This is a genomic window from Kutzneria viridogrisea DSM 43870, assembly GCF_000525635.1.
Classification (GTDB): domain Bacteria; phylum Actinomycetota; class Actinomycetes; order Mycobacteriales; family Pseudonocardiaceae; genus Kutzneria; species Kutzneria viridogrisea.
In genome coordinates, this window is sequence record NZ_CP007155.1 from 923,808 (window position 1) to 948,886 (window position 25,079).

At 70.6% G+C, this 25,079-nt stretch carries 25 protein-coding genes and 1 riboswitch; of the genes, 10 read left to right on the forward strand and 15 right to left on the reverse strand.

Going from position 1 to position 25,079, the window contains the following annotated elements:
- Positions 1 to 17 precede the first annotated feature (17 nt).
- Complete coding sequence (locus KALB_RS04430; RefSeq protein WP_025354519.1) at positions 18 to 623, forward strand: DUF4245 domain-containing protein; 606 nt, start codon at positions 18 to 20, stop codon at positions 621 to 623.
- A gap of 1 nt (position 624) precedes the next feature.
- Here the strand turns inward: KALB_RS04430 and KALB_RS04435 are convergent, their stop codons facing one another.
- From KALB_RS04435 to KALB_RS04450, 4 genes are read right to left on the reverse strand one after another with little or no spacing between them, the layout of a single operon-like run.
- A complete protein-coding gene (locus KALB_RS04435) occupies positions 625 to 855 on the reverse strand; it encodes an exodeoxyribonuclease VII small subunit (protein ID WP_025354520.1) in 231 nt (76 codons plus the stop codon).
- Positions 852 to 1,286, reverse strand: coding sequence for a hypothetical protein (locus KALB_RS04440; protein ID WP_025354521.1), 435 nt, complete (start codon positions 1,284 to 1,286; stop codon positions 852 to 854). Before KALB_RS04440 ends, KALB_RS04435 begins: the two co-directional genes overlap by 4 nt.
- A gap of 2 nt (positions 1,287 to 1,288) precedes the next feature.
- Complete coding sequence (xseA, locus tag KALB_RS04445) at positions 1,289 to 2,539, reverse strand: exodeoxyribonuclease VII large subunit (protein WP_025354522.1); 1,251 nt, start codon at positions 2,537 to 2,539, stop codon at positions 1,289 to 1,291.
- 26 nt (positions 2,540 to 2,565) lie between these two features.
- A complete protein-coding gene (locus KALB_RS04450) occupies positions 2,566 to 3,114 on the reverse strand; it encodes a lipid droplet-associated protein (RefSeq protein ID WP_025354523.1) in 549 nt (182 codons plus the stop codon).
- A 128-nt stretch (positions 3,115 to 3,242) separates the two neighbouring features.
- On the opposite strand from KALB_RS04450, the gene KALB_RS04455 reads away from it, so the two are divergent.
- Entirely contained in the window at positions 3,243 to 4,241 is a 999-nt protein-coding gene (locus tag KALB_RS04455; RefSeq protein ID WP_025354524.1) for a 4-hydroxy-3-methylbut-2-enyl diphosphate reductase, read from the forward strand.
- Between the two features lie 61 nt (positions 4,242 to 4,302).
- Here the strand turns inward: KALB_RS04455 and KALB_RS04460 are convergent, their stop codons facing one another.
- Positions 4,303 to 5,148 carry a DUF6542 domain-containing protein gene (locus tag KALB_RS04460; RefSeq protein WP_025354525.1) on the reverse strand — a complete coding sequence of 282 codons (846 nt, stop codon included), beginning with the start codon at positions 5,146 to 5,148 and terminating at the stop codon, positions 4,303 to 4,305.
- Positions 5,149 to 5,295: 147 nt separating this feature from the next.
- Positions 5,296 to 6,267: a DNA recombination protein RmuC gene (locus KALB_RS04465; RefSeq protein WP_042220224.1), complete on the reverse strand. Its 972-nt coding sequence runs from the start codon at positions 6,265 to 6,267 to the stop codon at positions 5,296 to 5,298.
- Between the two features lie 61 nt (positions 6,268 to 6,328).
- On the opposite strand from KALB_RS04465, the gene KALB_RS04470 reads away from it, so the two are divergent.
- On the forward strand, positions 6,329 to 7,456 hold the full coding sequence (locus tag KALB_RS04470; protein ID WP_025354527.1) for an exonuclease SbcCD subunit D: 1,128 nt from the start codon (positions 6,329 to 6,331) through the stop codon (positions 7,454 to 7,456).
- A complete protein-coding gene (locus KALB_RS04475) occupies positions 7,453 to 10,380 on the forward strand; it encodes an AAA family ATPase (protein WP_025354528.1) in 2,928 nt (975 codons plus the stop codon). Before KALB_RS04470 ends, KALB_RS04475 begins: the two co-directional genes overlap by 4 nt.
- Here KALB_RS04475 and KALB_RS04480 read toward each other — a convergent pair whose 3' ends face one another.
- Both KALB_RS04480 and KALB_RS04485 read right to left on the reverse strand, forming a co-directional pair.
- Complete coding sequence (locus KALB_RS04480; RefSeq protein ID WP_025354529.1) at positions 10,381 to 10,884, reverse strand: methylated-DNA--[protein]-cysteine S-methyltransferase; 504 nt, start codon at positions 10,882 to 10,884, stop codon at positions 10,381 to 10,383. It lies immediately after the preceding gene.
- Positions 10,881 to 12,410: a DNA-3-methyladenine glycosylase 2 gene (locus tag KALB_RS04485; protein WP_025354530.1), complete on the reverse strand. Its 1,530-nt coding sequence runs from the start codon at positions 12,408 to 12,410 to the stop codon at positions 10,881 to 10,883. Before KALB_RS04485 ends, KALB_RS04480 begins: the two co-directional genes overlap by 4 nt.
- A 29-nt stretch (positions 12,411 to 12,439) precedes the next feature.
- On the opposite strand from KALB_RS04485, the gene ychF reads away from it, so the two are divergent.
- Positions 12,440 to 13,519 carry a redox-regulated ATPase YchF gene (gene ychF / locus KALB_RS04490; protein WP_025354531.1) on the forward strand — a complete coding sequence of 360 codons (1,080 nt, stop codon included), beginning with the start codon at positions 12,440 to 12,442 and terminating at the stop codon, positions 13,517 to 13,519.
- A gap of 235 nt (positions 13,520 to 13,754) precedes the next feature.
- Positions 13,755 to 15,569, forward strand: coding sequence for a DUF262 domain-containing protein (locus KALB_RS45070; protein ID WP_081789189.1), 1,815 nt, complete (start codon positions 13,755 to 13,757; stop codon positions 15,567 to 15,569).
- 441 nt (positions 15,570 to 16,010) lie between these two features.
- Here KALB_RS45070 and KALB_RS43630 read toward each other — a convergent pair whose 3' ends face one another.
- Genes KALB_RS43630 through KALB_RS04505 form a run of 3 tightly spaced genes read right to left on the reverse strand, consistent with a single transcriptional unit; the run spans position 16,011 to position 17,262 of the window.
- On the reverse strand, positions 16,011 to 16,403 hold the full coding sequence (locus tag KALB_RS43630) for a hypothetical protein (protein WP_025354532.1): 393 nt from the start codon (positions 16,401 to 16,403) through the stop codon (positions 16,011 to 16,013).
- Positions 16,404 to 16,435: 32 nt separating this feature from the next.
- Complete coding sequence (locus tag KALB_RS04500; protein WP_025354533.1) at positions 16,436 to 17,005, reverse strand: Uma2 family endonuclease; 570 nt, start codon at positions 17,003 to 17,005, stop codon at positions 16,436 to 16,438.
- Positions 17,006 to 17,043: 38 nt separating this feature from the next.
- Complete coding sequence (locus KALB_RS04505; RefSeq protein ID WP_148309345.1) at positions 17,044 to 17,262, reverse strand: hypothetical protein; 219 nt, start codon at positions 17,260 to 17,262, stop codon at positions 17,044 to 17,046.
- 175 nt (positions 17,263 to 17,437) lie between these two features.
- Here KALB_RS04505 and KALB_RS04510 point away from each other — a divergent pair, with 175 nt between their 5' ends.
- A complete protein-coding gene (locus KALB_RS04510; RefSeq protein WP_030111553.1) occupies positions 17,438 to 17,923 on the forward strand; it encodes a YflT domain-containing protein in 486 nt (161 codons plus the stop codon).
- On the opposite strand, the gene KALB_RS04515 is transcribed toward KALB_RS04510, so the two are convergent.
- Positions 17,908 to 18,213 carry a 4a-hydroxytetrahydrobiopterin dehydratase gene (locus KALB_RS04515; RefSeq protein WP_025354535.1) on the reverse strand — a complete coding sequence of 102 codons (306 nt, stop codon included), beginning with the start codon at positions 18,211 to 18,213 and terminating at the stop codon, positions 17,908 to 17,910. The genes KALB_RS04510 and KALB_RS04515 overlap by 16 nt on opposite strands.
- A 44-nt stretch (positions 18,214 to 18,257) precedes the next feature.
- Positions 18,258 to 18,370, forward strand: a riboswitch (TPP riboswitch).
- Between KALB_RS04515 and KALB_RS04520 the strand changes: the two genes are divergently transcribed.
- From KALB_RS04520 to KALB_RS04530, 3 genes are all read left to right on the forward strand, one after another.
- A complete protein-coding gene (locus tag KALB_RS04520; RefSeq protein ID WP_081789190.1) occupies positions 18,365 to 19,429 on the forward strand; it encodes a thiamine ABC transporter substrate-binding protein in 1,065 nt (354 codons plus the stop codon). It overlaps the preceding riboswitch by 6 nt.
- Positions 19,430 to 19,562: 133 nt before the next feature.
- Positions 19,563 to 21,119: an ABC transporter permease gene (locus KALB_RS04525; protein WP_025354537.1), complete on the forward strand. Its 1,557-nt coding sequence runs from the start codon at positions 19,563 to 19,565 to the stop codon at positions 21,117 to 21,119.
- Positions 21,119 to 22,159: an ABC transporter ATP-binding protein gene (locus KALB_RS04530; RefSeq protein WP_025354538.1), complete on the forward strand. Its 1,041-nt coding sequence runs from the start codon at positions 21,119 to 21,121 to the stop codon at positions 22,157 to 22,159. The genes KALB_RS04525 and KALB_RS04530 overlap by 1 nt, the downstream gene beginning before the upstream one ends.
- On the opposite strand, the gene KALB_RS04535 is transcribed toward KALB_RS04530, so the two are convergent.
- Genes KALB_RS04535 through KALB_RS04545 form a run of 3 tightly spaced genes read right to left on the reverse strand, consistent with a single transcriptional unit; the run spans position 22,129 to position 25,009 of the window.
- The gene (locus KALB_RS04535; RefSeq protein WP_025354539.1) at positions 22,129 to 22,971 is read right to left on the reverse strand and encodes a DUF2705 family protein; all 843 of its coding nucleotides are present in this window, start codon (positions 22,969 to 22,971) and stop codon (positions 22,129 to 22,131) included. The two genes, KALB_RS04530 and KALB_RS04535, sit on opposite strands and share 31 nt — an antisense overlap.
- Positions 22,968 to 23,948, reverse strand: a complete 981-nt coding sequence (locus KALB_RS04540) for an ABC transporter ATP-binding protein (protein ID WP_025354540.1) — start codon at positions 23,946 to 23,948, stop codon at positions 22,968 to 22,970. The genes KALB_RS04535 and KALB_RS04540 overlap by 4 nt, the downstream gene beginning before the upstream one ends.
- Positions 23,945 to 25,009 (reverse strand): LolA family protein, encoded by a 1,065-nt coding sequence (locus KALB_RS04545; RefSeq protein ID WP_025354541.1) that lies wholly within the window; start codon positions 25,007 to 25,009, stop codon positions 23,945 to 23,947. Before KALB_RS04545 ends, KALB_RS04540 begins: the two co-directional genes overlap by 4 nt.
- Positions 25,010 to 25,079: the final 70 nt, after the last annotated feature.

Consider the following 25,079-nt stretch of genomic DNA (forward strand, 5'->3'; position numbering starts at 1 on the left):
CTTGAGACGATGGGGGCGTGCCTGAGACCCCGGCCCCGCAGCGCCCCACCGGACGTGGCGCGCAGGGCGCCCGCGACATGCTGCTGTCCCTCGCCGCGCTGCTCGTGGTGATCTTCGCGATCCTGGGCCTCGGGCGCGGCTGCTCGTTCAGCCCCGGCGGGCCCACCGTGGACTCCGGGGCGGCGCCGACCGTGGACGAGGCCGCGCAGCTCAAGGGTGCCGCCGCGGGCGTGGACTTCCCGGTGCGCGAGCCCGCGCTGCCCACGGGCTGGCGGGCCAACTCGGCGGCCACCGTGCCGGTCGGGCTGGGCGACAGGTCCCGGCCCGCGATCCAGATCGGCTGGCTCACCGCGGGCGGGGCCTACCTGCGGCTGTCCCAGTCGCAGGCGGACGCCGCCGACCTGGCCAAGTCGGAGACCGAGGGCACGACCGCGCCGAGCGCCACCGGCACCGTCGAGGTCAAGGGCGTGCGGTGGACCGTCTACCCGGCCCGGCGCCAGGAGAGGTCCTGGCTGACCGAGCGGGACGGGGTGCGGTTGCTGATCTCGGGCAGCGCGCAGGAGGCGGAGTTCCGCGTGCTCGCCGAGGCGACCCAGACCGCCCCGCTGGTGGCACGCGGGTAGCTCAGGAGCCGGGCTCGGCCACGTCCTCCTCGACCACGGCCAGCGCGGCGTCCACCCGCTGCCGGGCGCCGGCCAGGTGCTGCTCGCAGGCCTTGGCCAGCGCCTCGCCGCGCTCCCACAGGGACAGCGAGTCCTCCAGGGACAGACCGCCTGCCTCCAGCCTGCGGACCACCTCGGCAAGTTCGTCGCGGGCGGCCTCGTACCCGAGTGACTCGGGTGCTGACTCGGTCATGTGGCTGTGGTCCCCATCCGGCTCTGCACGCCGACCACCACGGTGGCCAGCGCCTGGTCGTACCCGACGAACGCCTCGGCGAACTCCTCGCCGTCGAGTTCGCGCACCGCCTCGTCGATGCGGCCCTCGGCGGCGGCGACACGCCTGCGGTGCACCGATCCGTCCCCGTGCCACCACTGCGTCCCCGCATACACCGAGGTCGCCTCGGTCAGTTCGCGAAGACGCGAGGGTAACGCGTGCCGTCCGGGGTAGTCGCACCCGGCGAGCAGCGAGATCCAGCACTCGGCCGCGGCCGAGTCGGCGGCCTCCGCGCGGTGCTGCACGACCTCGGCGGCACGGGTGCGCAACGAGGGGCCGAGCGTGGCCGCCGCCGAGCGCGCGGCCGAGACCGTGAGCGGGAGGAACGTGGGTTCCCGTGCCGGGCTGGTCACCCCTACCTCCGCTCGCCCTGGGTGTCGTCGTCGGACACGACGGCACGTACCGCCCCGTCAACGAGCCGTACCCGCAATCGCGTTCCCGGGGGCGCGTCGGCGACCGAACGCAGCACCGAGGTGCCGCCGTCCTGGGCGACACCCTGCACCACGGCGTAGCCCCGGGCCAGGGTCGCGGCCGGGCCCAAGGTGGTCAACCTGGCTCGGATGCCCGAAAGGGCAGCCTCCTCCGTGCCCAGGCTGGCGCGCACCGCACGGCGCCCGCGTTCCCGCAGCGCCTCGACGTCCTCGGCACGCCTGCGCAGCGGGCTGTGCGGGTCGGCCAGCGCCGGCCTGCTGCGCAGCGCGTCGAGCAGGCGGCACTCGCGGTCCACCCAGCCGCGCAGGGCCCGCCGCGCGCGGTCGCGCAGCTGGCCGATGCGCTGGGTCTCCTCGGCCACGTCGGGCACCACCCGCTTGCCCGCGTCCGTGGGCGTGGAGCAGCGCAGGTCGGCGACGTGGTCGAGCAGCGGTGTGTCCGGTTCGTGCCCGATCGCGCTGATCACCGGCGTGCGGCACGCGGCCACGGCACGGCACAGCGCCTCGTCGGAGAACGGCAGCAGGTCCTCCACGCTGCCGCCGCCGCGGGCCACGATGATCACGTCCACCTCGGGGTCGGCGTCCAGCGTGCCCAGGGCGGTGATCACCTGCGGGACGGCGGACACCCCCTGCACCGCCACGTTGACCACCCGGAACCGGGCGGCGGGCCAGCGTCCGCGGGCATTGGTGAGCACGTCGCGCTCAGCGGCCGAGGCCCGGCCGGTGACCAGCCCGATCGTGCCGGGCAGGAACGGCAGCGGTCGCTTGCGCCTGGGGTCGAACAGTCCCTCGGCGGCCAGCAGCTTGCGCAGCCGCTCGATACGGGCGAGCAGCTCGCCGATGCCCATCGCGCGGATCTCGTCCACGCGCAGACTCAGCGTGCCGCGGCCCGCGTAGAAGCTGGGCTTGCCGTGCACGACGACCCGGCTGCCCTCGGTCAGTGGCGGCTCCATGGAGCGCACCAGGTTCGTGGCACAGGTCAGGTTGATCGACACGTCGGCGGTCGGGTCGCGCAGCACGATGAAGGCCGTCGAGGTGCCCGGCCGCGCGGAGATCTGGGTGATCTGACCCTCCACCCACACCGCGCCGAGCCTGCTGATCCAGTCGGCGATCTTGCGGGTGACCGTGCGCACCGGCCACGGCTGCTCGGCGGTGGTGGGGCCGGGCGTCGTCACGGGCTGTCGTTCTCCTCGCTCGCTGCTCACTCCTGGGCACGCACCGTCGAGATGCGTCTGGTCAACATGCCGACGAAGGCGGGCCGCGCGGAGTGCGCGCGCTCGTAGTCCAGCAACTGTTGGAGGTCGTCCACGGTGAAGCGGCGCAGCCGCGCGCGCAGCTGCGGCACGGTGAGCCCGTCGTACTCGGGCAGCACGGCCGGGCCGTCGCCCGCACCGGTGTACTCGGGCTCGCCGAACTCCTCGGTGCCCTCCGACTGCTCGGCGAAGGCCTGCTCCTCCTGCGCCCACAGGTCGGTGACCTCGGCGTCGGCGGAGGTGTCCTCCGGTTCGTCCTCGTCGAAGGTGGCCCACTCCGGGGTCTCCTCCGCGGGACGCAGCGAGGCCAGCGCGTCATCGCCCTTGATGGCCAGTTCGGTCACCCGCTGCTGGACCCGCATGGACAGCTGAAGTGCCTGGCTGACCACCGTCACAGGCAGGCCCGTCAACTGCTCGGGCAGCTTGCGGGCCTGTTCGACAGCGAGGACCGCCAGGCCCGCCGCGACGCGGACCGGCAACGGCAGTGACGACTTCATGGCCACTAGCCTGCCTGAGTCGGGGCCTCCTGCCCAGCGGTGTAGTCCACCGGGTGACGCGGAGGCGGCGTGACGCAGGCAACCCGCCGTCCCGGTGAGAGCCCCGGCGACCCCAGTACCCTTGGGTCATGACCCCGTCAAGCCCCGGTACCGACCAACACCGTGACCAGGACGGCGCACTGCCGCCCAAGCGTGTGCTGCTGGCCAAGCCGCGCGGCTACTGCGCGGGCGTGGACCGCGCGGTGGAGACGGTGGAACGCGCGCTGGAGACCTACGGCGCCCCGGTGTACGTGCGCAAGGAGATCGTGCACAACCGGCACGTCGTGGAAACCCTGCAGGAGCGCGGCGCGATCTTCGTGGACGAGACCGACGAGGTGCCCGAGGGCGCGCTCGTGGTGTTCTCGGCGCACGGGGTCTCGCCCGCCGTGCACGAGCAGGCCGCCGAGCGCAAGCTGCGCACGATCGACGCGACCTGCCCGCTGGTCACCAAGGTGCACAAGGAGGCGCAGCGGTTCGCCCGTGACGACTACGACATCCTGCTGATCGGCCACGAGGGCCACGAGGAGGTCGAGGGCACCGCCGGTGAGGCGCCCGAGCACATCCAGCTCGTGGACACCGCCGAGGACGTGGACAAGGTCGTGGTGCGCGACCCGAGCAAGGTGATCTGGCTGTCGCAGACCACCTTGAGCGTGGACGAGACCCTGGAGCGGGTGGACCAGCTCAAGCAGCGCTTCCCGCTGCTGCAGGCCCCGCCCAGCGACGACATCTGCTACGCCACGCAGAACCGCCAGGTCGCGGTGAAGACCATGGCCCCGGAGTGCGACCTGGTGCTGGTCGTCGGCTCGACCAACTCCTCCAACTCCAAGCGGCTGGTCGAGGTCGCGTTGCAGGCGGGCGCCCGCGCCTCGTACCTGATCGACTACGCCCGCGAGATCGACGAGACCTGGCTGGACGGTGTGCGCACCGTCGGCGTGACCAGCGGGGCCTCGGTGCCCGACGTGCTGGTCATGCAGGTGCTGGACTACCTGGCCGAGCGCGGCTGGGGCCAGGTCGAGGAGATCACCACCGCCAACGAGAAGATCGCCTTCTCGCTGCCCAAGGAACTGCGCAGGGACCTGGTTCGCTGACCCAGGCCACCGACGAGTGAGGGGCCGCGTCCGATGTGGACGCGGCCCCTCACTCGTCTTGTCAGTACTCGTCGTCCTCGGGACGGCGCGGTCGCCTCGGCGGCGGCTGCGGTGGGCGGCCACCAGCCGCGGGCCTGCCGCGACCGGGTGCGGGCCGCCCCTGTCCACCCGCGCCGCGCACGGGGCCACCGGCACCGGGGGCCGGGCGTCCACCGGGCGGCACACCCCGGCCACCGGCCCCACCACGGGGCGGCGGCGGGCGGTCGCCGCGGTCCGGGCGGTCCGCGCGCTCGGGACGCTCCGCGCGGTCACGGGCCGGTCCCGGCGGGCGCTCCCGCTCACGGGCGGGCGGCTGCGCGTTCGGCCGGGGACGGGCCGCGGTGCCCTTCGCGGCGGGCTCGGGCCTTCGGGGGCGCGGGCGCTCCTCGGCGGAGTCCTCCTCCGAGTCCAGCGCGGGCTTGCGCTGCAGCACCATGCGGATGCCGCCGATCACCAGCGTCAGCACGGTGGCGACCGCCATCACCGGGAAGTTGCCGATCAGCGGCGGACCGACCGCGATCGCCTTGCCCATCAGGCCGCCCGAGGAGCCACCGGTGAACAGGGCCAGGGTGGGCGCGGCCACCACCGCCATGATCAGCGGCGGCTGCACCATCGGCCCGAACAGGCTCCTGCGTTTGACCAGGGTCACAGCCAGCACACAACCCAGCACGTAGGCCACCTTGAAGACCCAGTTCAGCGAGCCGCTGGTCTTCAGGTCGATGACGGTGCCCGCGAGCGTCAGCACGAACGCCAGCAGCACGGCTCCCCACCAGGGCACGGCCCTGGAACCGAGGGCGGGACGCTCGCCCCAGGAGGGGTGCACCGGGTCGTTGTCAAGATCGCTTCGGCGATCGCGCGTGGCGGTCACGAACGACACGGTAGCCCGTTTGTGTGCTGAACCTCGTCAAAGCCGGGTCCAGGACCGCTCCAGTCACTCCTCCGAGCGGTGGCCACTACGCGTATGACCGGGCAAAACCAGTGCGCGAGGTGCCGTTTGTCCGGTGTTTGTGCGCTGTTAGCTGCTCTCGCCGATCACCTCCGTCTCCTCGCCCGCCGTGCGCTGCCCGCCCGGGGTCGCGGACAGCTCGTCGGCCCGACGCACCCCGGCGATCGGGGTCGGGCTCGCCGCGGCGTCGGTCAGCGGCTGCACCGCCGAGCGGAAGCTCTCCAGCGCGTCGAGCTCGCGTCGGCGCGCGGACAGGAACCGCTGCAGGTGCGTGCTGGACAGGTTCACCGCGTCCACGGCGGTACTGGCGGCCCGGTGCGCCCCGGCGGCCTGGGTGCGCACCTGGTCCACGTCCTCGGCGATGGCCCGCTCGGTCGCCGCGAACAGCGCGGCCGAGGCCAGCACGGCGAAACCCGTTGGCCCGCAGAGGAAAACCCGGCGGTCCAGTACCCAGCGCAACAGTTCCGGATCGGTGTCCATGGCCGCGACCACAGCGGTGTCGGAGGGCACGAACATGATCGTCCCGTAGATCGCGTCGGCCCAGCGGGCGTAGCCCTTGCCCGCCAGCTCCGCCGCCCTGGACCGGATGTTGCGCACGTGTACGCGCAGCGCGTCGGCACGTTCCTCGGGGTTGTCGGTCTCCACCGCCTCGGCCCAGCAGGCCATGCTCATCTTGGCGTCCACCGGCACCCGGCGGCCGCCGCCGACCATCAGCACCATGTCCGGCCGCACCGTGCCGCCACCGGCCAGATCGGTCTGCAGGGTGAAGTGCAGGCCCTCGCGCAGCCCGAGCGCCCGCGCCGTCTCGACCAGCACCTGCTCGCCAAGTTCACCCCTTCCAGTGATCGAGGCGAAGGCCACCTCGTACCGCCGGAGCGCGGTCTGCTGCTGGTCGTACCGGTCCCGCTCGGCCTGCACGGCGGCGAAGGCCGCGTCGCTGCGCCGCACGCTTTCCTGGTACATCCGCCACAGCAGCACCAGGCCCAGGCCCAACAACAGGGCGAGGACGATGGCCGCGGTGCTGATCACTTCTCCCGTCACACCCCGATGATTACCCACACCCCCGACAAGACTGTCGGACCGACCGCCTAACTTGGGTCGCATGCGGGTGCTGCACACCTCCGACTGGCACGTGGGACGAACCTTCCACGGCAGGGACCTGCTGGCCGACCAGGAGTCCGTCCTGGGTGGGCTGGCCGACCTCGTGCGGGCAGAAGGCGTGGACGTGGTGGTCGTCGCGGGCGACCTGTACGACCGGGCCGTGCCCTCGGCCGAGTCGGTGGAGATCTGCGCCCGCGTGCTGACACGGATCCGCGAGGCGGGCGCGCGGATCGTCATCACCCCGGGCAACCACGACTCGGCGCAGCGGATCGGCGTGTTCGGGGAGTTCGCCGCCGCGGGCGGCCTGCACCTGCTCACGCGGATCTCCGGGCTGGCCAGCCCGGTGCTGATCGACGGGGTCGCGTTCTACGGGCTGCCCTACCTGGACCCGGAACCGGCCCGGCACAGCCTGGGCATCACCGCGGGGCGCGGGCACGCCGTGGTGCTGGCCGAGGCGATGCGCCGGGTGCGCGCGGACCTCGAGCAGCGGCCCGGCACGCGCTCGGTGGTGCTGGCGCACGCCTTCGTGGTGGGCGGCCAGACCAGTGACTCGGAGCGGTCCATCCGGGTCGGCGGGGTGGAACACGTGCCAGCCTCGGTGTTCGACGGGGTGGACTACGTGGCGCTCGGGCACCTGCACGGCCCGCAGGTCCTCGCCGAGCACCTGCGCTACTCGGGCAGCCCGATCGCGTACTCGTTCTCCGAGGCGCAGCACCGCAAATCGGTGTGGCTGGTGGACCTGGACGACTCGGGGCTGCGCCAGGTGCGGCGGCACGAGTTGCCGGTGCCGCGCAGGCTGGCCACGATCACCGGGCGGCTGCACGAGGTGCTCGCCGACCCCGCGCACACCGAGCTGGAGGACTGCTTCCTCTCGGTCACGGTCACCGACGAGGTGCGGCCACTGGACCTGCAACGCCGTCTGCAGGAACGGTTCCCACACGCCGTGCACGCCGACTGGCGGCCCGAGGGCGGTCGTGCGCGCGGGGAGATGCGCTACGCCGAGGCCGTGCGCGGTCGCACCGACCAGCAGATCGCGGCGGGCTTCGTCGCCGACTGCCGGGGCAGCACCCCGACCGGTTCCGAACAGGCCTTGCTGGACAAGGCATTCCAGGAGGTGGGCCGGGAATGAGGTTGCACCGCCTGGAACTGTGCGCGTTCGGCCCCTACCCGCGCCGTGAGTCGGTGGACTTCGACGCCCTGGGCTCCGACGGCCTGTTCCTGCTGCACGGCGACACCGGTGCGGGCAAGACCTCGCTGCTGGACGCCGTGGCCTTCGCGCTGTTCGGCCGGGTGCCCGGCGCCCGCGGGGACGTGAAGCGGCTGCGCTACGACAACGCCGACCCGGACCTGCCCACCGAGGTCAAGCTGGAGCTGACCGTGCAGGGCCACCGGCTGCTGCTGGCCCGCAGCCCCGAGTACGACCGGCCCAAGAAGCGCGGCGACGGCCTCACCACGCAGAAGGCCACGGCCTCGCTGACCTGGCTGAACACCGAGGCCCAGGGGGTCACCCGCAACGACGAGGTGGCCCGCACGGTGGAGCGGCTGCTGGGCATGAGCGCCGAGCAGTTCTTCCAGGTCGTGCTGCTGCCGCAGGGGGAGTTCGCGCGCTTCCTGCGGGCCGACACGGCCGAGCGGGAGAAGCTGCTGGAGAAGTTGTTCGGCACGCACCGGTTCCACGAGGTGGAGCAGTGGTTCCGGGAGCGGCGCACGGAGGCGGGGCGGCAGACCGAGCAGCACCGGCAGCGGGTGCGCGAGCAGGTGGCCCGCACCGCGCAGGCCGCGGGCGAGGACATGCCGGAGGACGCCGACCCGGCTTGGCTGGACGAGCTGACGCGGCGCGGGGAAACCGCCGTGGAGCGGGCGAAGGTGGCCGAGGCGCAGGTCCGTGCCGAGTGCCAGCGGGCGGAGACCGAGCTGGCGCGCAGGCGTGAGCTGGCGGAGAAGGTGCGCCGGGTGCGGCGGGCGCGGGCGCAGTTGGCGCAACTGCCCGAGCAGGACCGCGTCGCGTGGCGGGCCGAGGTCGCCGCGGCGCGCAGGGTCGTGGGCGTCGCCGCGGCGCAGCGGTCCGCACAGCAGATCGAGGCCGAACTCGGCCAGGCGCAGGCCCAGGAGCGGGCTGCGCTGCACCGGCTCGGCGCGGTCGAGTCCGAGCAGGACCTGCGCGCGCAGGCCGGGCGGTTCCGGGACGAGGCCGGGTCCCTGCGCCAGTTCGTGGCCGAGGCCGAACAACTGAGCCAGGACCAGGCTCGGCTGACGCGGCTCGGCACGCAGCATGACGAACTGACCCGCGTACTGGAAAAGCTTGCCACACAACAGGTTGAGGTGTCGGCCTTACTGGTCGCGGCACGGGAGGAACTGGCTGCCGCGCGGGACGCCCAGTCGCGCCTGGACGGAGTGACGGCTCGTCGCGAACAGCTCGTGGCCGCCGTGCGCGAGGCCGACCGGCTGCCCGTGGTGCAGCGGGCGCTGGCGGCGGCGCGCGAGGCCGCGCGGGGTGCCGTGGACGAACACCAGGCCGCCCGCGAGCACTTCCTCGACCTACGGCAACGCCGCCTGGACGGCATGGCGGCCGAGTTGGCCGCCGGGCTCGTGGACGGCTCGCCCTGCCCGGTGTGCGGCGCCGCCGAGCACCCGGCGCCAGCACACCCCGCGGACGGCTCGGTCACCCGCGAGCAGGACGCCGCGGCGCAGCGAGCCGAGCAGCAGGCGCAGGCCCGCCGCGAGGAGGCGGCCAGCAAGCTACAGGCCGCCGAGCAGGAGTTCGCCGCGCTGACCGAACGGCTCGCCGGGCGGGACGCCGAGGCGCTGCGGGCCGAGTTGGCCCAGGTCACCGCCGAGCACGCCGAGTTGGCCGCCAGCGCGGCGCGGGTGGAGCACATCGCCGCGCGGGTGCACACGCGCGAGTCGGAGCTGGCCGGGCACAGTGAGCAGCACGCGGAGTCGGAGCGGCGGCTGGCCGTGGTCGGCGCGGAGCGGACCACGCTGGCCGGGTCGATCGCGGAGCGGGCCGAGTCGGTGGCGCGGGCGCGCGGTGAGTTCGCCGACGTGGCGACGCGCCGCGAGCACCTGATCTCCGTGGCCGACGGGCTCGACGCGCTGGCCCAGGCACGCGGTGCGGCGGCCGGTGCCCAGGACAGGCTCACCGCGCAGCGCCGGGCGGTCACCGAGGCGGCGGCCGAGGCCGGGTTCGACTCCGTGGCCGAGGCCCTGGCGGCGGTCCGTTCCCAGCAGGCGGTCACCGAGCTGGAACGGCGGCTGGAGCAGGCACAGCAGGTCGAGAACGCGGCCCGGGCCGTGCTGGACGAGCCGGAACTCGCCGGGATCGCACCGGACACCGAGGTGGACCTTGCCGCGGCCGAGGAGCTGGCCAGGCAGGTGCGGGCCGGGCTCGAAGCCGGGGTCGCCGCGCTGCGCAACGCCGAACGCCGGCGGTCCGAGCTGGCCACGCTGGGCGAGCAGTTGCGGGCGGCCTGGTCCGCGCTGGCCCCGGTGCAGGCCAAGTACGCCGAGCTGGACGCGCTCACCGACGTGGTGATCGGCCGCGGCCAGAACGCGCGCGGCATGTCGCTGCGTTCGTACGTGCTGGCCGCGCGGTTGGAGGAGGTCGCCGTCGCGGCCTCGCTGCGGCTGCGCAGGATGAGCCACGAGCGCTACGAGTTCGTGCACTCCGACGCGGCCGGTCCGCGTGGCACCCGCGGTGGGCTGGGCCTGGACGTGATCGACGACTACACCGGCCGGATCCGCCCGGCGAAGACGCTCTCCGGCGGCGAGTCCTTCCTCGCCTCGCTCTCCCTCGCGCTGGGCCTGGCCGACGTGGTCGCGGGCGAGACGGGCGGAGCAGTGCTGGACACGCTGTTCGTGGACGAGGGTTTCGGCACCCTCGACCCGGACACCCTCGACCTGGTCATGGACACCCTGGACGAGCTGCGCGCGGGCGGCCGGGTGGTCGGGCTGGTCTCGCACGTGGAGGAGCTGCGGCAACGGATCCCGGTGCGGTTGCGGGTGCGCAAGGCCCGCACCGGGTCCACCCTGGAGGCCACCACGCAACTGTGATCAGGCGGCGTTCTCGTGGTCGAGCAGCCAGCGCTTGACCTCCAGCCCCCAGCGGAAGCCGCCCAGCGAGCCGTCGGTGCGCAGCACTCGGTGGCAGGGCACGAACAGGGCAGCCGCGTTGCGGGCGCAGGCCGAGGCCGCCGCACGCACCGCCGCCGGGCGTCCGGTCAGCTCGGCGTACACGGCGTAGGACACCGGGTGGCCCGCGCGTACCGTGCGCAGCACCTGCCAGGCGTGCTCGCGGAACTCACCGGAGCGCTGCGTCACCTCGATCTCGTCCACCACGTCGAGCTGACCCTCGTGGTAGGCCAGCACGGCCTTGGTGACGCGGCCCAGTTCGGCGCGCTCGGTGAGCTGGGCGGGCCGCAGCTTGGCGGAGATCAGCGGCACGAGCTGGCCGACATCGGCCGTCCAGCCGCTGGCGAGCACCACCTCGTCGGCGTCGACGACCGTGCTGAACGGCCCGGCCGGGGTGTCCACAGTGGATGAAAAGGCGGTGCTCACGTGGTCCTCCTCGTCAGGGGCGGGGCGATGGCCGCCGCCCGCCACAGGTGCATGCCCGCGTAGGACCGCCAGGGCCGCCACGCTGCCGCACGCTCAGTCAGTCCGTCCACATCGGACGGTAGTCCCAGTGCCGCCGCGCCCTTGCGCAGTGCCAGGTCGCCGGTCAGCAGCACATCAGTCATGCCCAGCACGCGCATCACCACGTAGCCCGCGGTCCACGGTCCCACACCGGGCAGCGCCTCCAGTTCGGCGCGCAGCTCCTCGGGGTCGCGACCCACGTCGACGGTGAGCGAGCCGTTCGCCAGTGCGGCACTGACGGACAGCACGGTATCGGTGCGCCGCCTGGGCCCGGTGAGCAACTCGCCCGCGTGTGCGGCGATCGCCTCCGGAGTGGGGAAAAGCCTGGTCAGTGAGCCGTCCGGGGTCTGGAGCGGCTCGCCGAGCTCGGTCACCAGCCGGGTCAGCGCCGTGCGTGCCGCGGCCACCGACACCTGCTGGCCCAGCAGCGCGCGCAGCACGACCTCCGACCCGTCCACGGCACCCGGCAACCGGATGCCCGGGGTCGCCGCCACGGAGGCGGCCAGCGCCGGATCACCGGCCAGCAGCTCGTCGCAGGCCGCGGGGTCGGCGTCCAGGTCCAGCAGCCGCCGCAGCCGGCTCACCGCACTGCCCAGGTCACGCAGGTCGGCGAGCCAGAGCGAGCACTCCACATGTTCCGGGTTGGGGGTCAGCCGGGCGGTGGCCGGGCCGTGCGCGAGCCGCAGCGTCCTGGCGTAGCCGCCCTCGGTGACCTCCTCCACCCCGGGCACCGCCCTGGCTGCGAGGAAGGTGAGCAGCCCGGCGGAGTCCATCGGCGGGCGGAACGGCAACCGCAGCGTGATCCGGCCCGGGGTCGGGGCCGGGCGCTTGTGCCGGGCCGCCGCCGTGCGCAGCTGGGACGGGGTGGTGGCGAACACCGCGCGCACCGTGTCGTTGAACTGGCGGATGCTGGCGAAGCCCGAGGCGAAGGCGATGTCGGAGAACGGCAGGTCGGTGCTCTCGATGAGCAGTCGCGCGGAGTGCGCGCGGTGCGCCCTGGCCAGCGCGAGCGGGGCGGCGCCCAACTCGGCGGTGAGCACCCTGGCCAGGTGCCGTTCGGAGTAGCCCAGCCGCCTGGCAAGGCCCGGGATGCCGTCGCGTTCGACGACCCCGTCGGAGATCAGCCGCATGGAGCGGGCGGCCAGGTCGGCGCGCAGGTTCCACTCCGGTGAGCCGGGCACGGCGTCGGGCAGGCAGCGGCGGCAGGCGCGGAAACCGGCCGACTGGGCGGCCGCGGCCGTGGGGTAGAAGTCGACGTTCTCCCGCTTGGGGCGGACCGCGGGGCAGGACGGTCGGCAGTAGATGCCGGTGGTGCGCACCGCGGTGATGAAGTGGCCGTCGAACCGGGCGTCGCGCGAGGCGACGGCCCGGTAGGCGGCTTCGGAGTCGATGGGCACGTACCTGATGCTGCCAGCGCCGACGGGCTCCGGCTGGCGGAAATCGGCCATGGCCGTGACGACCGCTAAACTGGCTGGTCGTGAGCCTCACCCTCGGCATCGTCGGTCTGCCCAACGTCGGCAAGTCCACCCTGTTCAACGCGCTGACCCGCAACGACGTGCTCGCCGCGAACTACCCGTTCGCGACGATCGAGCCCAACGTCGGCGTGGTCGCGCTGCCCGACCCGCGGCTGGACAAGCTCGCCGAGGTGTTCTCCTCGGAGCGGACCGTGCCCGCCACGGTGTCCTTCGTCGACATCGCGGGCATCGTGAAGGGCGCTTCCGAGGGTGCGGGCCTCGGCAACAAGTTCCTGGCCAACATCCGCGAGGCCAACGCGATCTGCCAGGTCATCCGGGTGTTCGACGACCCCGACGTGGTGCACGTGGACGGCAGGGTGGACCCGTCCTCGGACATCGAGACGATCAACACCGAGCTGATCCTCGCCGACCTGCAGACCCTGGAGAAGGCGCTGCCCAGGCTGGACAAGGAGGGCCGCACGCACAAGGACAAGCGGCCCGTGCTCGACGCCGCCAAGGCCGCCAAGGAGATCCTCGACGCCGGGCGCACCCTGTTCCAGGCCCAGAACGAGGTGGACCTGGAGCTGCTGCGCGAGCTGAGCCTGCTCACCACCAAGCCGTTCCTGTACGTGTTCAACGCCGACGAGGGCGTGCTCACCGACGAGGCGCGGGTCAAGGAGCTGCGCGAGCTGGTCGCGCCCGCCGACGCCGTGTTCCTGGACGCCAAGGTCGAGGCCGAGCTGATCGAGCTGGACGCCGAGTCGGCCCGTGAGCTGCTGGAGTCCATCGGCCAGCAGGAGGCCGGGTTGGACGCGCTGGCCCGCGCCGGGTTCCACACCCTGGGCCTGCAGACCTACCTGACCGCCGGGCCCAAGGAGGCCAGGGCGTGGACCATCCACCGCGGCTGGACCGCCCCGCAGGCCGCCGGTGTGATCCACACCGACTTCGAGCGCGGCTTCATCAAGGCCGAGGTCATCTCCTACGAGGACCTGGTCGCTGCGGGCTCCGTCGCCGCCGCCCGGTCCGCGGGCAAGGCGCGCATGGAGGGCAAGGACTACGTCATGGCCGACGGCGACGTGGTGGAGTTCCGCTTCAACGTGTAGCCCGCAGGACAGCAGAACGCCCCGGTGCCCCTTGCGGGGTGCCGGGGCGTTCGTGCTCAGAAGCCTCCGTGCAGGGTGTGTCACGGGCTTGTCGGATTAGCGCTCACAAGGCGCTGAGCGGATTCGCGTTGAGCAAGGTCGTTGTTTATACAAATTCCGTCTTCGGTGGGGATAGTCAGAGATCTCCGCTATAGTTCTCTCAACCGAAATCGTTCGCGACATCCTGGAGCGAAGAGTGTCTGAACCAGTTGCCGCCGTTGAGCTGATTCCCATCGAGAGTCAGACTAGGACTATTCAGACCTGTTTCCAGCAGTGTCTCTACGAAGTTCCGAACTTTCAGCGACCATATAGTTGGTCTTCAGACCAGCTGGAGGACTTCTGGGATGACGTTGTCCTGGCTCAGGGGGACTTTTTCTTCGGATCGACTGTGACGTGGGTGAGCGAGAAGAGGGATCTTTTCAACGACACCTACTCGATCATTGACGGCCAACAGCGTCTTACGACTAGTGCGATCATTCTCTCGGTTATTCGAGATGCCTTTCGTGAGGTTGTCAAGCGGGCTGAAGGAGTTGAGGGATTCGATCCGGTTGCGGCGAAGAATCAAGCTGACGCGACGCAAAGGTATCTAATTGCGGCTGATGATGACGGTAAGAAGTACCCAGTTTTGAAGCGCTCGGAGGAGATGTTCTACGAGAAGATTCAGAATCCGGGCGCAATCCCGTCAGGTGTTAAGTGGAATGGTAGCGCTAGGCAAATCGGAGAGGCGCGAAACTTCTTTGAAAGTCACGTGATCAAAGAACTGGAAGACCTTTCCTTGGGGGATCAAGTTGAGCGTTTGAAGGCCATGCGGGCAAACGTACTTAAAGCGCGCGTTATTCAGGTCGAATTGGCATCGGAAGAAGATGGATTCCTCATCTTTGAGACGCTGAATACTCGTGGCGCCGATCTGCGCCTAGCTGATCTAGTCAAAAATCTGTTGATCAGGGGCGGCGCGACAGATGGCGCAGATCGTGAGGCAATCGCCAAGAGATGGGATCGCGTTGTCGATACTATCCAGGGTGGTGGTGTTAGTCCTGACGTTGTCGACCGTTTTATCTGGCAATCATGGAACTCTCGCCGTACCGCAGTTAAAGAGCCGGAGCTGTTCAAGGAAGTTAGCCGCTTGGTTGGCGCAAATCCCGCGAAACATATTTCTTATCTAGAGGAACTTGAGGTGGACTCCTCTACATATCAATGGCTAGAGGATGAATACGTGCAAGTTCAGTCGAAAGGTCGCAGTGCTTTTGCGGTGCCCGAGTTCGTCGACAGCGTACGAGCATTGGCGATTTTTAATGTATCAGTAGCAAACTCCACGGTGTTGGCCATTGCGCGTAATTATCAAGAGAAGGCTCGACTTGTTAAGCGGGGGCAGCTCATCGAGGTGATGCGCCTTGTAGAGAACTTCCACTTCCAGTTCACTGCATTGACGAATAGCGGATCTACGGGTGGTACCCGCGCGCGGTACAACCGATTTGCGGTACGCCTTGAGGCGGCAAAGTCCGGCAAAGAAGTGGCGGAGGCGATTGAGGATCTCAAAACTAAGCTTAGTGCAAGTCTGCCTCAGCGCGATCTAGCTCTCAAGGAGTTCCGTGAATTGTTTTACGCACCTTCACTGCAACTGAAACAGGCGCAAAAGGCCCGCGCGCGGAAGGTATTTATGGCGTACGTCCTCATGGCGTTCGCGAAGTCTAAAAACCTAATTCCACCTGGGCAGAACCTTGCGTCGTGGTCGATCGAGCACATTAAGCCGCAGGTGCTGGGTACGACCGACTATCGAGATCTCGTCTATTCGATCGGCAATCTAACGCTACTTACGGGTGCGCTCAATAGCTCATTGGGTGACGTCTCTTTTCCTGAGAAAATTGAGGCTCTCCGAAGTGGGAGTGCTTACTTTGACTCCAAATTGGAGTCCTGGGTGCGCAGCGAAACGAAGATTCCTTCGGATGAGCAGATAGCGGCACGCTCAAATCTATTGGCCGAGGAGGCGCTGAGTCGGGTGTGGAGTCTCTAATTTTCTCAGCGTGGCGAAAAGATTGTAGGATTGGCGTCATTGTCGAGCTTGGGCTCACCAAGCTCGACCTTGCTGTCGTGTAGAAAACGATGGAAGTAATGGAGAACCTGGCGTCCATAAATATTCTGGAAGATCCTCCAAGATGACTTCAGTGGTTGAGGATCCCTGCCCAGTCGCTGTCGTCTGAGCGGCCTGGACGAGCTTAGTGGCCAGCAGCTCGATTCGCACGACATCGCTGGGCGCCTGCTGGGCCTCGTCCAACACGGAGACCAGGACGTCCTTCTCCCGGACGTGCTGTTCCAACTCCGTGTGCTGGTCACGTGCGCCGATCGCCACTTGCCCCGCGAGCGCGTCAGCGATGGTCACCATCAATGGGTCTGCAATGGTTGATCTTCTATACATTTCTGCCAACTACAGCATTTTTAGGTGGCCGCCCAGAGCTCAACGTGTGAGCAGTCGCCCGATCGGCCTGGTGCAGTGCGCCGGTTCGGTCGGGCACACCCAGCTGGCAACGTCCCCGGTGCGACTCGGCCACAGTGGGTGGGTGTGGCCTGGGCACCTCGGCCAGGCCCCGAACCGGTTCTCGATCGCCATGTCCTGGAGCTGGTCGGCGACCGCCACGCACACGTCCTCGGCGTCCTCGGTGGCAAGCACCGCGTGGCCGATCGTCATGCCACCCTCGAAGCTCGCGGTGAGCGTGAAGCTGCTGTGTTTGGGCTCCAAGTCTCCGATGACCACGTGCACCGCCTCCGGCGCGTAGTCGCGCAGCACCCGGTGCACGGCGCTGACCACGAGGTCGACGTGCTGGGTGGTGGACCTGACCTGGACTGACACGCCCCGATGGTCGCGCGGACAGGTGAGGTGGGTCAGCTGGATTTCGGGCGGACGAGCGCCCCGAGGTCCAGGCTGATCGGGAACGGTACTGGACGCTCAAGCGTGTCCCGGAAGATGCCAGCTGCGACATAAGTCCTGGTGGGCGCGTCGAGCTCGTAGGTGTGCACGGTGGTGCTGATGTCTTCTTCGTCGACAAGCCAGTAGTGCGGGATGCCCGCCTCTGCGTACTTGCGCAGCTTGACCGTGCGGTCACGGTGAGTGGACTCGGGCGACACGACTTCAACCACGAGCAGCACGTCTGCTGGTGAGAACCAGGTGCGGTCCGGGTCGAAGGCGGCCGAGGTGACGATCACGTCCGGTTCGGGCCGGTTGTGCTTGTCGAGGCGGAGCGTCATCTCGCGTTCCACCCCGATTCCGCTCGGCGCCTGAGCGGTCAGTGCGGTGACCAGGCGGCCGTGCCAGGTTCGCTGCGGCACCAGCCTGAAGACGAGCGCCCCATCGATGAGTTCCGTGTGCCGGGGCGCTTCGTCCAGTTCATCGAGGTCGTCCGCGTGCCAGCCCTCGGCACGTGGAGGGCTCATCCAGTTCGGCCGAACAGTCATGACGCCGACCGTGGTGTCGGCGCCATGACCGGCGTAGTTCAGCGCTCCGCGTCGCGGTGGCGGGCGGCGTAGAAGATCACGCCGCAGGCCAGGCCGAGCATGGCCAGGCCGACCACGCCCGCGAACACCACGTCCCAGTCGCCCTGTTGCGTCACGGCAGCGGCCTTGCCCGGCGCGGCCTGAGCCTGCGCCGCGAACAGAACGGTCAACACCAGCGCCACCGCACCGGCGGCGGCTCCCCGAACAGTCTTGATCATCTTCAACATCCCCTAGTCGCGCTCTCCCCACTTCTTGAGACGCACGAGGGGGTACCCATGTTGCGGCAGTAGTGCACCTCACATCTGAGAGTCTCCTGTGGACTTCGCCCAGCCCGGCACGAATCCGGCACCGCCACGCGTTGGAACGGGTGTAGAGCTGGAAGGAGCTACCACGATGACCACCGCATTCGCAGCCAACCCCACGACTTCCGGCCTGCCGACGTTGCCCTCTGGCTGGCCGATCGCCTCCTACGACACCTACGAGCAGGCGCAGCGCGCCGTGGACCACTTGGCGGACAACGACTTCCCGGTGCAGGACGTGACGATCGTCGGCGTGGAGCCGATGGTGGTCGAGCGTGTCGCGGCCCGGCTGACCTGGGGCCGCGTGCTCGGTGCGGCGGCCGCCTCGGGTGCCTGGTTCGGTCTGTTCGTCGGCCTGCTGCTGACGATGTTCACCCCGGGCGCTGGCCTGCTGCCGATCCTGATCGGACTGGTCGCCGGTGTGGGCTCCAGCATGATCTTCGCGGCGATCAGCTACGCCGCCACCCGGGGCAAGCGCGACTTCGTCTCGCACAGCCAGTTGGTGGCACGCCGCTATGACGTGCTGTGCCTGCCCCGCAACGCCGAGCAGGGCAGGCAGCTGCTCTACTCGCTGGTCTGAGCGAACACCTCCAGCACGCCGTCGATCTCCTCGGCCAGGGACACGTCCAGTGCGGTGATGCCACCCGCCGAGTGGGTGCTGCACCGGAACACCACGGTCCGCCAGCTGATCTGCATGTCGGGGTGGTGGTTGTTGTTCTCGGCGATCTCGGCGATGCGGTTCACCACCGCGATCGCCTGCGGGAAGCTGGCCAGTTCGGCGCTGCGCGTGAGCGCGGCGCCGTTCTGCTGCCAGCTCTCCAGCTTCGTCAGCGCCTGGGCCACCTGATCGTCACTGAGCAATTCGGCCATGACCCCATGGTGGTCCTCCGCACCGCCCGCCGCCGCGTAGGCTGCCCATCAGCCACGGGAGTCCGGTACCGCCGGGCTGAGAGGAGAGCGCGCGAGCTCTCGACCGTATGCACCTGATCCGGGTCATGCCGGTGTAGGGAGGCCACGGGTGATGTGTTCGCGCGCGAGCAGGTCACCTGGAGGAGACTTGGCCAAGCAGGCAAGACTGGGCGCCGCGCTGCTCGTCGCGGCACTGGCCGCCGGGTGCTCACTGTCCGGCGGGCAGTCGCAGAACCAGTCACACGCGGTCACCCTGGTCACGCACGACTCGTGGCAGGTGGACAAGGCCACGTTCGAGGAGTTCCAGAAGACCTCCGGCATCAAGGTCACGGTCAGCCCGAACGGGGATGCCGGGGCGCTGACCACGAAGCTGGTGCTGACCAAGTCCAACCCGATCGGGGATCTCGCCTACGGGGTGGACAGCACCTTCGCCTCGCGGGCGCTGGGCGAGGGCGTGTTCGCGGAGTACCGGAGCCCCGAGGCGGAGCAGGGCCCGCAGCGCTACAAGCTGGACGACACGGGTCGGCTGACCGCCGTGGACGTGGGTGACGTGTGCCTCAACGTGGACACCGGCTGGTTCACCCAGAAGGGCCTGCCCGCGCCGGCCAGCTACGCCGACCTGATCGACCCGCGGTACAAGGACCTGCTGGTGGTCGAGGACCCCGCGACCTCCTCGCCGGGGCTGGCGTTCCTGCTCGGCACGATCGCCGCGAACGGCCAGAACGGCTGGCAGGACTACTGGACCAGGCTCAAGGCCAACGGCGTGAAGGTGGACGCGGGCTGGACCGAGGCGTACAGCCAGGACTTCTCCGGGTCCAGCGGCAAGGGGCACCGGCCGATCGTGGTGAGCTACGCGTCCTCGCCGCCGTCCGAGCAGGGGCGGACCAAGGCCCTGCTGGACACCTGCTACCGCCAGGTGGAGTACGCGGGGGTGCTCGCCGGGGCCAAGAACCCCGAGGACGCCAGGAAGGTGCTCGACTTCCTGCTGTCGCAGAAGTTCCAGTCGCAGGTCGCCGAGCAGATGTACGTCTACCCGGCCCGCGCCGGTGTCGCCCTGCCGGACAGCTGGAAGACCGCCGCCCCGCTGCCGGACAAGCCCGCTCAGCTGCCCGCCGACCAGGTGCAGGCCAACCGCGAGCAGTGGGTGCAGCAGTGGCGCAAGCTGGTGCAGGGGTGATCAACTCCCCCTACTGGTGTGCGTCCCCCGCCACTCCCAGGGGGGCGTCCCCAGCACCAGTCTACCGCCCCACCCCGACACCTGATCTTGCTGAAGATCCACATGTGGACAACTCGGCGGCTGTGGACAACCCGTGTCGGCCCGCGCGCTAGGGCTGCTGGGGCTGGCCCTGCTGCCGCTGGTCTTCCTCGGCCTGTTCTTCGCCTGGCCGGTGGCCTCCATCCTGGGCCTCGGCCTGCGGGACGGCGGGGTGCTGGACGTGCTGACCAGCGCCGACACCTGGCGGCTCGTCGGGTTCACGGTGGGGCAGGCGGCAGCGGCGACGGCCGTCGCGGTGCTGGCTGGCATGCCGCTGGCCTACGTGCTGGCGCGCTGCGCACTGCCGGGCATGGGCCTGCTGCGGGTGCTGATCGTCGTGCCGTTCGTGCTGCCCACGGTGGTCGTCGGCCTGGCGTTCCGCGCCCTGCTGCCCGACGGCGGGGTGCTGTCGATCGTGCTGGCGAACGCCTTCTTCAACGTGGCGGTGGTGGCCAGGACGGTGGGCGGCCTGTGGGCGCACACCGACCGCCGGGCGGAGGAGGCGGCCCGCGCGCTGGGCGCCTCGCGCTGGCGGGCGTTCACCTCCGTGGTGCTGCCCGCCATCGCGCCCGCGATCGGCTCCGCGGCGGCCGTGGTGTTCCTGTTCTGCGCGACGAGCTTCGGCGTGGTGCTGATGCTCGGCGGGGCCCGGTTCCGCACCCTGGAGACGGAGATCTACCTGCGCACGGTGGAGCTGTTCGACCTGCCGGGTGCCGCGGCGCTGTCGGTGCTCCAGGTGGCCGCCGTGCTCGCGGTGCTGGTGATCGGCGCGGTGGCGCGCAGGCGGCGTGAGACGGCGCTGGCGCTGCGCCGCAGCGTGGAGACGGCGCGCCGGCCGGTGGGCGGGGAGTGGGCGGTCGTGGCGGCGGCCTGTCTGGTGCTGGTGGGGCTGATGGTCCCGGTGATCGGACTGGTGGCGCGCTCGCTGTCCGGTGGGGTGGACGGCTACCTGGCGCTGGCCGGTCAGGGCGACTCGAACACGCTCCAGGTGCCCGCCCTGGAAACGGTGCAGAACTCGCTGCGCGCGGCCACGGACGCGACCCTGCTGGCGATGGCGCTGGGGGTGACCTCGGCGGTGGTGCTCTCCCAGGTGCGCAGGGGCCGCAGGGTGCTGGGTGAGGCGCTGGACGTGGCGCTGATGGTGCCGCTGGGCGTCTCGGCGGTGACGGTCGGCTTCGGCTACCTGATCACGCTGGGCGACCTGCCGGTCCTGGTGCCGCTGGCCCAGGCGCTGGTGATCACCCCGCTGATCGTGCGCACGGTGCTGCCGGTGCTGCGCGCGATCGACGAACGGCTGCGCCAGGCCGCGGGCACGCTCGGCGCGAACCCGCTGCGGGTGTGGCGGGAGGTCGACCTCGCGCTGGCCGGGCGCTCGCTGGTGGCCGCGGCGGGCTTCGGTTACGTCGTGGCCCTTGGCGAGTTCGGGGCGACGAGCTTCCTGGCGCGACCGGACGCGCCGACCCTGCCGGTGGCCATCGGCAGGCTCATCTCGCGACCCGGTGTGCTGAACAACCAGATGGCGTACGCGGCCTGCGTGCTGCTGATGCTCGTCACGGTGGCTGCCGTGGTCGTGATCGAACGGCTGCGCACGACGGCTGTGGGGGAGTTCTGATGGGCCTCGAACTCAGTGGTGTGACCGTGCGCTACGGCGCGACGGAGGCAGTGTCCGAAGTGGACCTGTCGGTGGCCGACGGCGAGGTGCTCGCCCTGCTGGGCCCCTCGGGGTGTGGCAAGTCCACCCTGTTGCGGGCGGTTGCCGGGCTGGAGCGGCCGAACGCCGGGCAGGTGCGCTGGGACGGCACCGACCTGTCCGGGGTGGCGGTGCACCGGCGGGGGTTCGGCCTGGTGTTCCAGGACGGCCAGTTGTTCCCGCACCGCGACGTGGCGGCCAACGTGGCCTTCGGGCTGCGCATGCACGGGGTGGACCGCGCCGCGCGCTCGCGCCGCGTGGACGAGTTGCTGGAACTGGTCGGTCTCGATGGCTACCAGCAGCGCCGGGTCACCGAGCTGTCCGGCGGGGAGCAGCAGCGGGTCGCGCTGGCCAGGGCACTGGCCCCGGCGCCACGCCTGCTCCTGCTGGACGAGCCGCTGTCGGCGCTGGACCGGGTGCTGCGCGAGCAGTTGGCGGTGGACCTCGCGGGCTTGCTGCGGCAGACCGGCACCACGGCCCTGGTGGTCACCCACGACCACGACGAGGCGTTCACCCTGGCCGACCGGGTCGCGCTGATGCAGGCGGGACGGATCAGGCAGGTCGGCCCGCCCGACGAGGTGTGGCGCAGGCCCGCCGACGAGGAGGTGGCCGGGTTCCTGGGCTGCACGACGTTCGTGCCGGGCACGGCCTCCGACGGCGTGGTGTCCAGCGTGCTCGGCGCCGTGGACCTGCCGGGCACGGCTGACGGCTCGGTGCGACTCGGTCTGCGCGCCAACGCCTTGCGCGCGGACACGGAAGGTTCCGTGCGCGGTGAGGTCGTGCAGCGGCTGCACCGCCGCGACCACGCCCGGCTGCTGGTGCGCCTGGACGTGGTCGCGTCACCGGTCGAGGCCGTGGCACCGGTCGTCGGTCCCCCCGGTACCGGCGACCACGTGCACCTCGTGCTGGACCCCGACGGGGTGGCGGTGATTCAGCCGTCCTTTGTGGACAGTCGCCCGTAGGCCAACGACAGGCCGATCACCGAGTAGCACAGCGCCTTCACGGTGGACCGCAGCAACTCGGTGCCGGGCACCGGGTCACGCAGCACGTCGGTGAGTGACATCCAGCCGGTGGGCAGCAGGTAGGGCTGGATCCACTCGGTGTTGGGCAGTGCGCTCACCACGGCGGACACCAGCACGAAGGCCAGGGCCACGGCCAGCACCACCAGCGGGTGCTCGGTCCACGCGGACACCGCCAGCGCGATCGAGGCCACGGCGAACACCTGGAAGCCCACCCACAGCACGGCAAGTCCGATGCGCAGCAGCGCGTCGGCCACTGACAGGGTCGTGCCGGACAGGGTGATCAGGCCGTTGCTGCCGACCAGCACCAGCCCGGTGACCACGCCGGACAGGGCGACCACGAGCACGCCCAGCCAGACCACGACGGCCACCCCGAACGCCTTGACCGCCAGCAGCCTGCCCCGGCTCACCGGGGCGAGCAGCAGCCCGCGCAGCGTGCCGTGCGCAGACTCACCGGCCAGCGCGTCGGCGGCGGCCATCGAGCCCAGCAGCGGCAGCAACACCGGCAGCAGCATGTACATCGCCACGATCGGCAGCACGAACCCGTTGCCCGCCAAGGCACCGAACAGGCCGCCGGGGCCGCCCCGGCTACCCTCACCGGCGATGGCGATGCCGATGCCCATCAGCACCGGCGCGAGCGCGAGCGCGGCCAGCGCGATGATCGTCCTCGGCCTGCGCAGGGTCCACCGCACCTCGGCGGCCAGTAGCCTGCCCAGCGGGGCCCGCAGGGGCCGGTCCAGCACGGCGGCGGTCATTCCTGGTCACCACTTTCCTCGGACTCGGTGAGCTGCGCGAACAGGTCCTCCAGCCCGGCGCGGCGGCGGTGCACCTCGTGCACGGCCACGCCCGACTCCACCAGCACCCGCACCACGTACGGCGCGGTGGTGCCGACCAGGTCGACGACCAGGCCGTCCTGTTCGGACCGGGCGCCGATACCGTTGTCCCGCAACGAGTCCAGTGCGAGCTGAACGTCCGGTGTGGACACCACGACGGCGGGGCTGCCCGCTTCGAGCAGCTCGTCCAGCTCGCCCTGGGCCACCACGGAACCCCTGTGCAGCACGGCGACGTGCGTGCAGGTGGCCTCCACCTCGGCGAGCAGGTGCGAGGACACGATCACCGTGGTGCCCGCCGCGTGCAGCTCGCCGATCACCTTGCGCACCTCGCGGGTACCTGCGGGGTCGAGGCCGTTGGTCGGCTCGTCCAGCACGACCAGCTTGCGCGGCAACAACAACGCCGCCGCCAGGCCCATGCGCTGCTTCATGCCCAGCGAGTAGCCCCGGTACCGCCGGTCGGCGGCGTGCGAGAGGCCGACCCGCTCCAGGGCCTCGGACACGGCACCGCGGATGGAACCGCTGGCCATCAGCGGTTCCGCGCTGGCGCAGCGCCGCAGGTTCTCCCGCCCGGACAGGAACGGGTGGAAGCCCGGCCCCTCCACCAGGGCTCCCACGTGCGGCAGGGTGATGCCCGCGGACTCCGGCATCGGCCTGCCCAGCAGTTCGACCTCCCCCGAGGTCGGCCGCACCAGCCCCAGCAGCATCCGGATGGTGGTGGTCTTGCCCGAGCCGTTCGGGCCGAGCATGCCCAGCACCGCGCCCTCGGGGACCTCCAGGTCCACCCGGTCCACCGCCACGGTGCTGCCGTAAACCTTGCGCAGGCCCCGAGTCCGCGCCGCGGGGGTGGGAGCGGCCGCGGCCGCCCCCACCTCCTGCTCCACGAGGGAGGCACTGGTCACTTCGACTGCTCCAGCGCGTTCGTCAGCACCTGCAGCGGCACGGCGCCCACGGCGTAGCGGCCGTCCTGGGTGACCACGGCGTTGCCGATGCTGGCGCCGATCGTGTAGCCCGAGCCCCAGGCCCCGCTGACCGGCTTGGCGATCTGCTTGAGCAGCGCCATCGGGTCCTGGCTGCGGCCGGACTTGTCAGTCGCGCCGGTGGTGGGCAGCTTGCCGACCAGCACGGTGTCCCAGCCCTCGCCGACGGTCTTGCTCGCCGCGTCCCCAGGGAAGTCCTTGGCCTTGTCCTGCTTGGGCTCCGCGGTGGTGACCGTGGCGTTGGCGGGCGGCGTGAACTGGAACAGCGACGCGTCCTGCGCGCCGATGGTCAGCTCGGAGAAGCCGATCTGCAGCACCGGGTCGGCCGAGCCGTTGCCGTACACGCTCAGCTGCAACGGCAGCTTGGTCTCGGCGTCCACCGAGATGCGCACCTCACGCAGCATGGTGCGCTCGCTGGGCTTGGGCGCCAGCACCAGCTGGTACACCGAACGGCCCGCGACGGTGGCCGTGCCGTCCACCTTCACCGTGCTGTCCTTGCTGATCAGCTCGATGATCTGCTTCGCGGCGGTGGCCGGGTCGCTGGCCGCCTGCGGGTGCTCCCGGTGCTCGGCGGGGGACTGCTCGCTCTTGCGTACCGTGTGGTCGGAGGACTTCCAGTCCCACAGCGTCTTGCCGTCGTAGACGATCGACTCGCTGCCGCTGTTGCTGGGCAGCTCCAGCTTGCCCCGGCCCTCGCCGTCGGACCAGATCCGCACCTCGGCGGAGCTGTTGGCGAGGAACTTGCCCGCCTCACCCAGCCCCGGCACGCTGGGCAGCCCCAGGTTGTTCGTGCCGCGCACGGTGCCCGCGAAGGCCGGTACCGACTTGGTGGTCAGCACCGACTGCACCAGCTGCTCGGCGCTGACCGCTGGTAGCACCGGTGCGGACCCCGCGCTGGCGGGCATCGCCAGCACGGCCAGCCCCGCGACCCCCACCACGGTGCCCGCGACCGCGGCGGTCACACTTGCTCGCTTCCTGTTCAAGACCCCTCCTCGTCACCCGTGTTCAAGTGAACGCCTCTGAGCCTGCTCGGGGCCACCTGAGACCGCGCTG

Bases quoted from the DNA above. Each gene is read 5' to 3' on its own strand.
- KALB_RS04505 (WP_148309345.1), bottom strand. From the start codon at position 17,262: ATGATCAAGACTGTTCGGGGAGCCGCCGCCGGTGCGGTGGCGCTGGTG.
- KALB_RS04435 (WP_025354520.1), bottom strand. From the start codon at position 855: ATGACCGAGTCAGCACCCGAGTCACTCGGGTACGAGGCCGCCCGCGAC.
- KALB_RS04520 (WP_081789190.1), top strand. From the start codon at position 18,365: ATGTGTTCGCGCGCGAGCAGGTCACCTGGAGGAGACTTGGCCAAGCAG.
- KALB_RS04535 (WP_025354539.1), bottom strand. From the start codon at position 22,971: ATGACCGCCGCCGTGCTGGACCGGCCCCTGCGGGCCCCGCTGGGCAGG.
- KALB_RS04455 (WP_025354524.1), top strand. From the start codon at position 3,243: ATGACCCCGTCAAGCCCCGGTACCGACCAACACCGTGACCAGGACGGC.
- KALB_RS04485 (WP_025354530.1), bottom strand. From the start codon at position 12,410: ATGGCCGATTTCCGCCAGCCGGAGCCCGTCGGCGCTGGCAGCATCAGG.
- KALB_RS04500 (WP_025354533.1), bottom strand. From the start codon at position 17,005: ATGACTGTTCGGCCGAACTGGATGAGCCCTCCACGTGCCGAGGGCTGG.
- KALB_RS04470 (WP_025354527.1), top strand. From the start codon at position 6,329: ATGCGGGTGCTGCACACCTCCGACTGGCACGTGGGACGAACCTTCCAC.
- KALB_RS04450 (WP_025354523.1), bottom strand. From the start codon at position 3,114: ATGAAGTCGTCACTGCCGTTGCCGGTCCGCGTCGCGGCGGGCCTGGCG.
- KALB_RS04515 (WP_025354535.1), bottom strand. From the start codon at position 18,213: ATGGCCGAATTGCTCAGTGACGATCAGGTGGCCCAGGCGCTGACGAAG.
- KALB_RS04475 (WP_025354528.1), top strand. From the start codon at position 7,453: ATGAGGTTGCACCGCCTGGAACTGTGCGCGTTCGGCCCCTACCCGCGC.
- KALB_RS04510 (WP_030111553.1), top strand. From the start codon at position 17,438: ATGACCACCGCATTCGCAGCCAACCCCACGACTTCCGGCCTGCCGACG.
- KALB_RS04530 (WP_025354538.1), top strand. From the start codon at position 21,119: ATGGGCCTCGAACTCAGTGGTGTGACCGTGCGCTACGGCGCGACGGAG.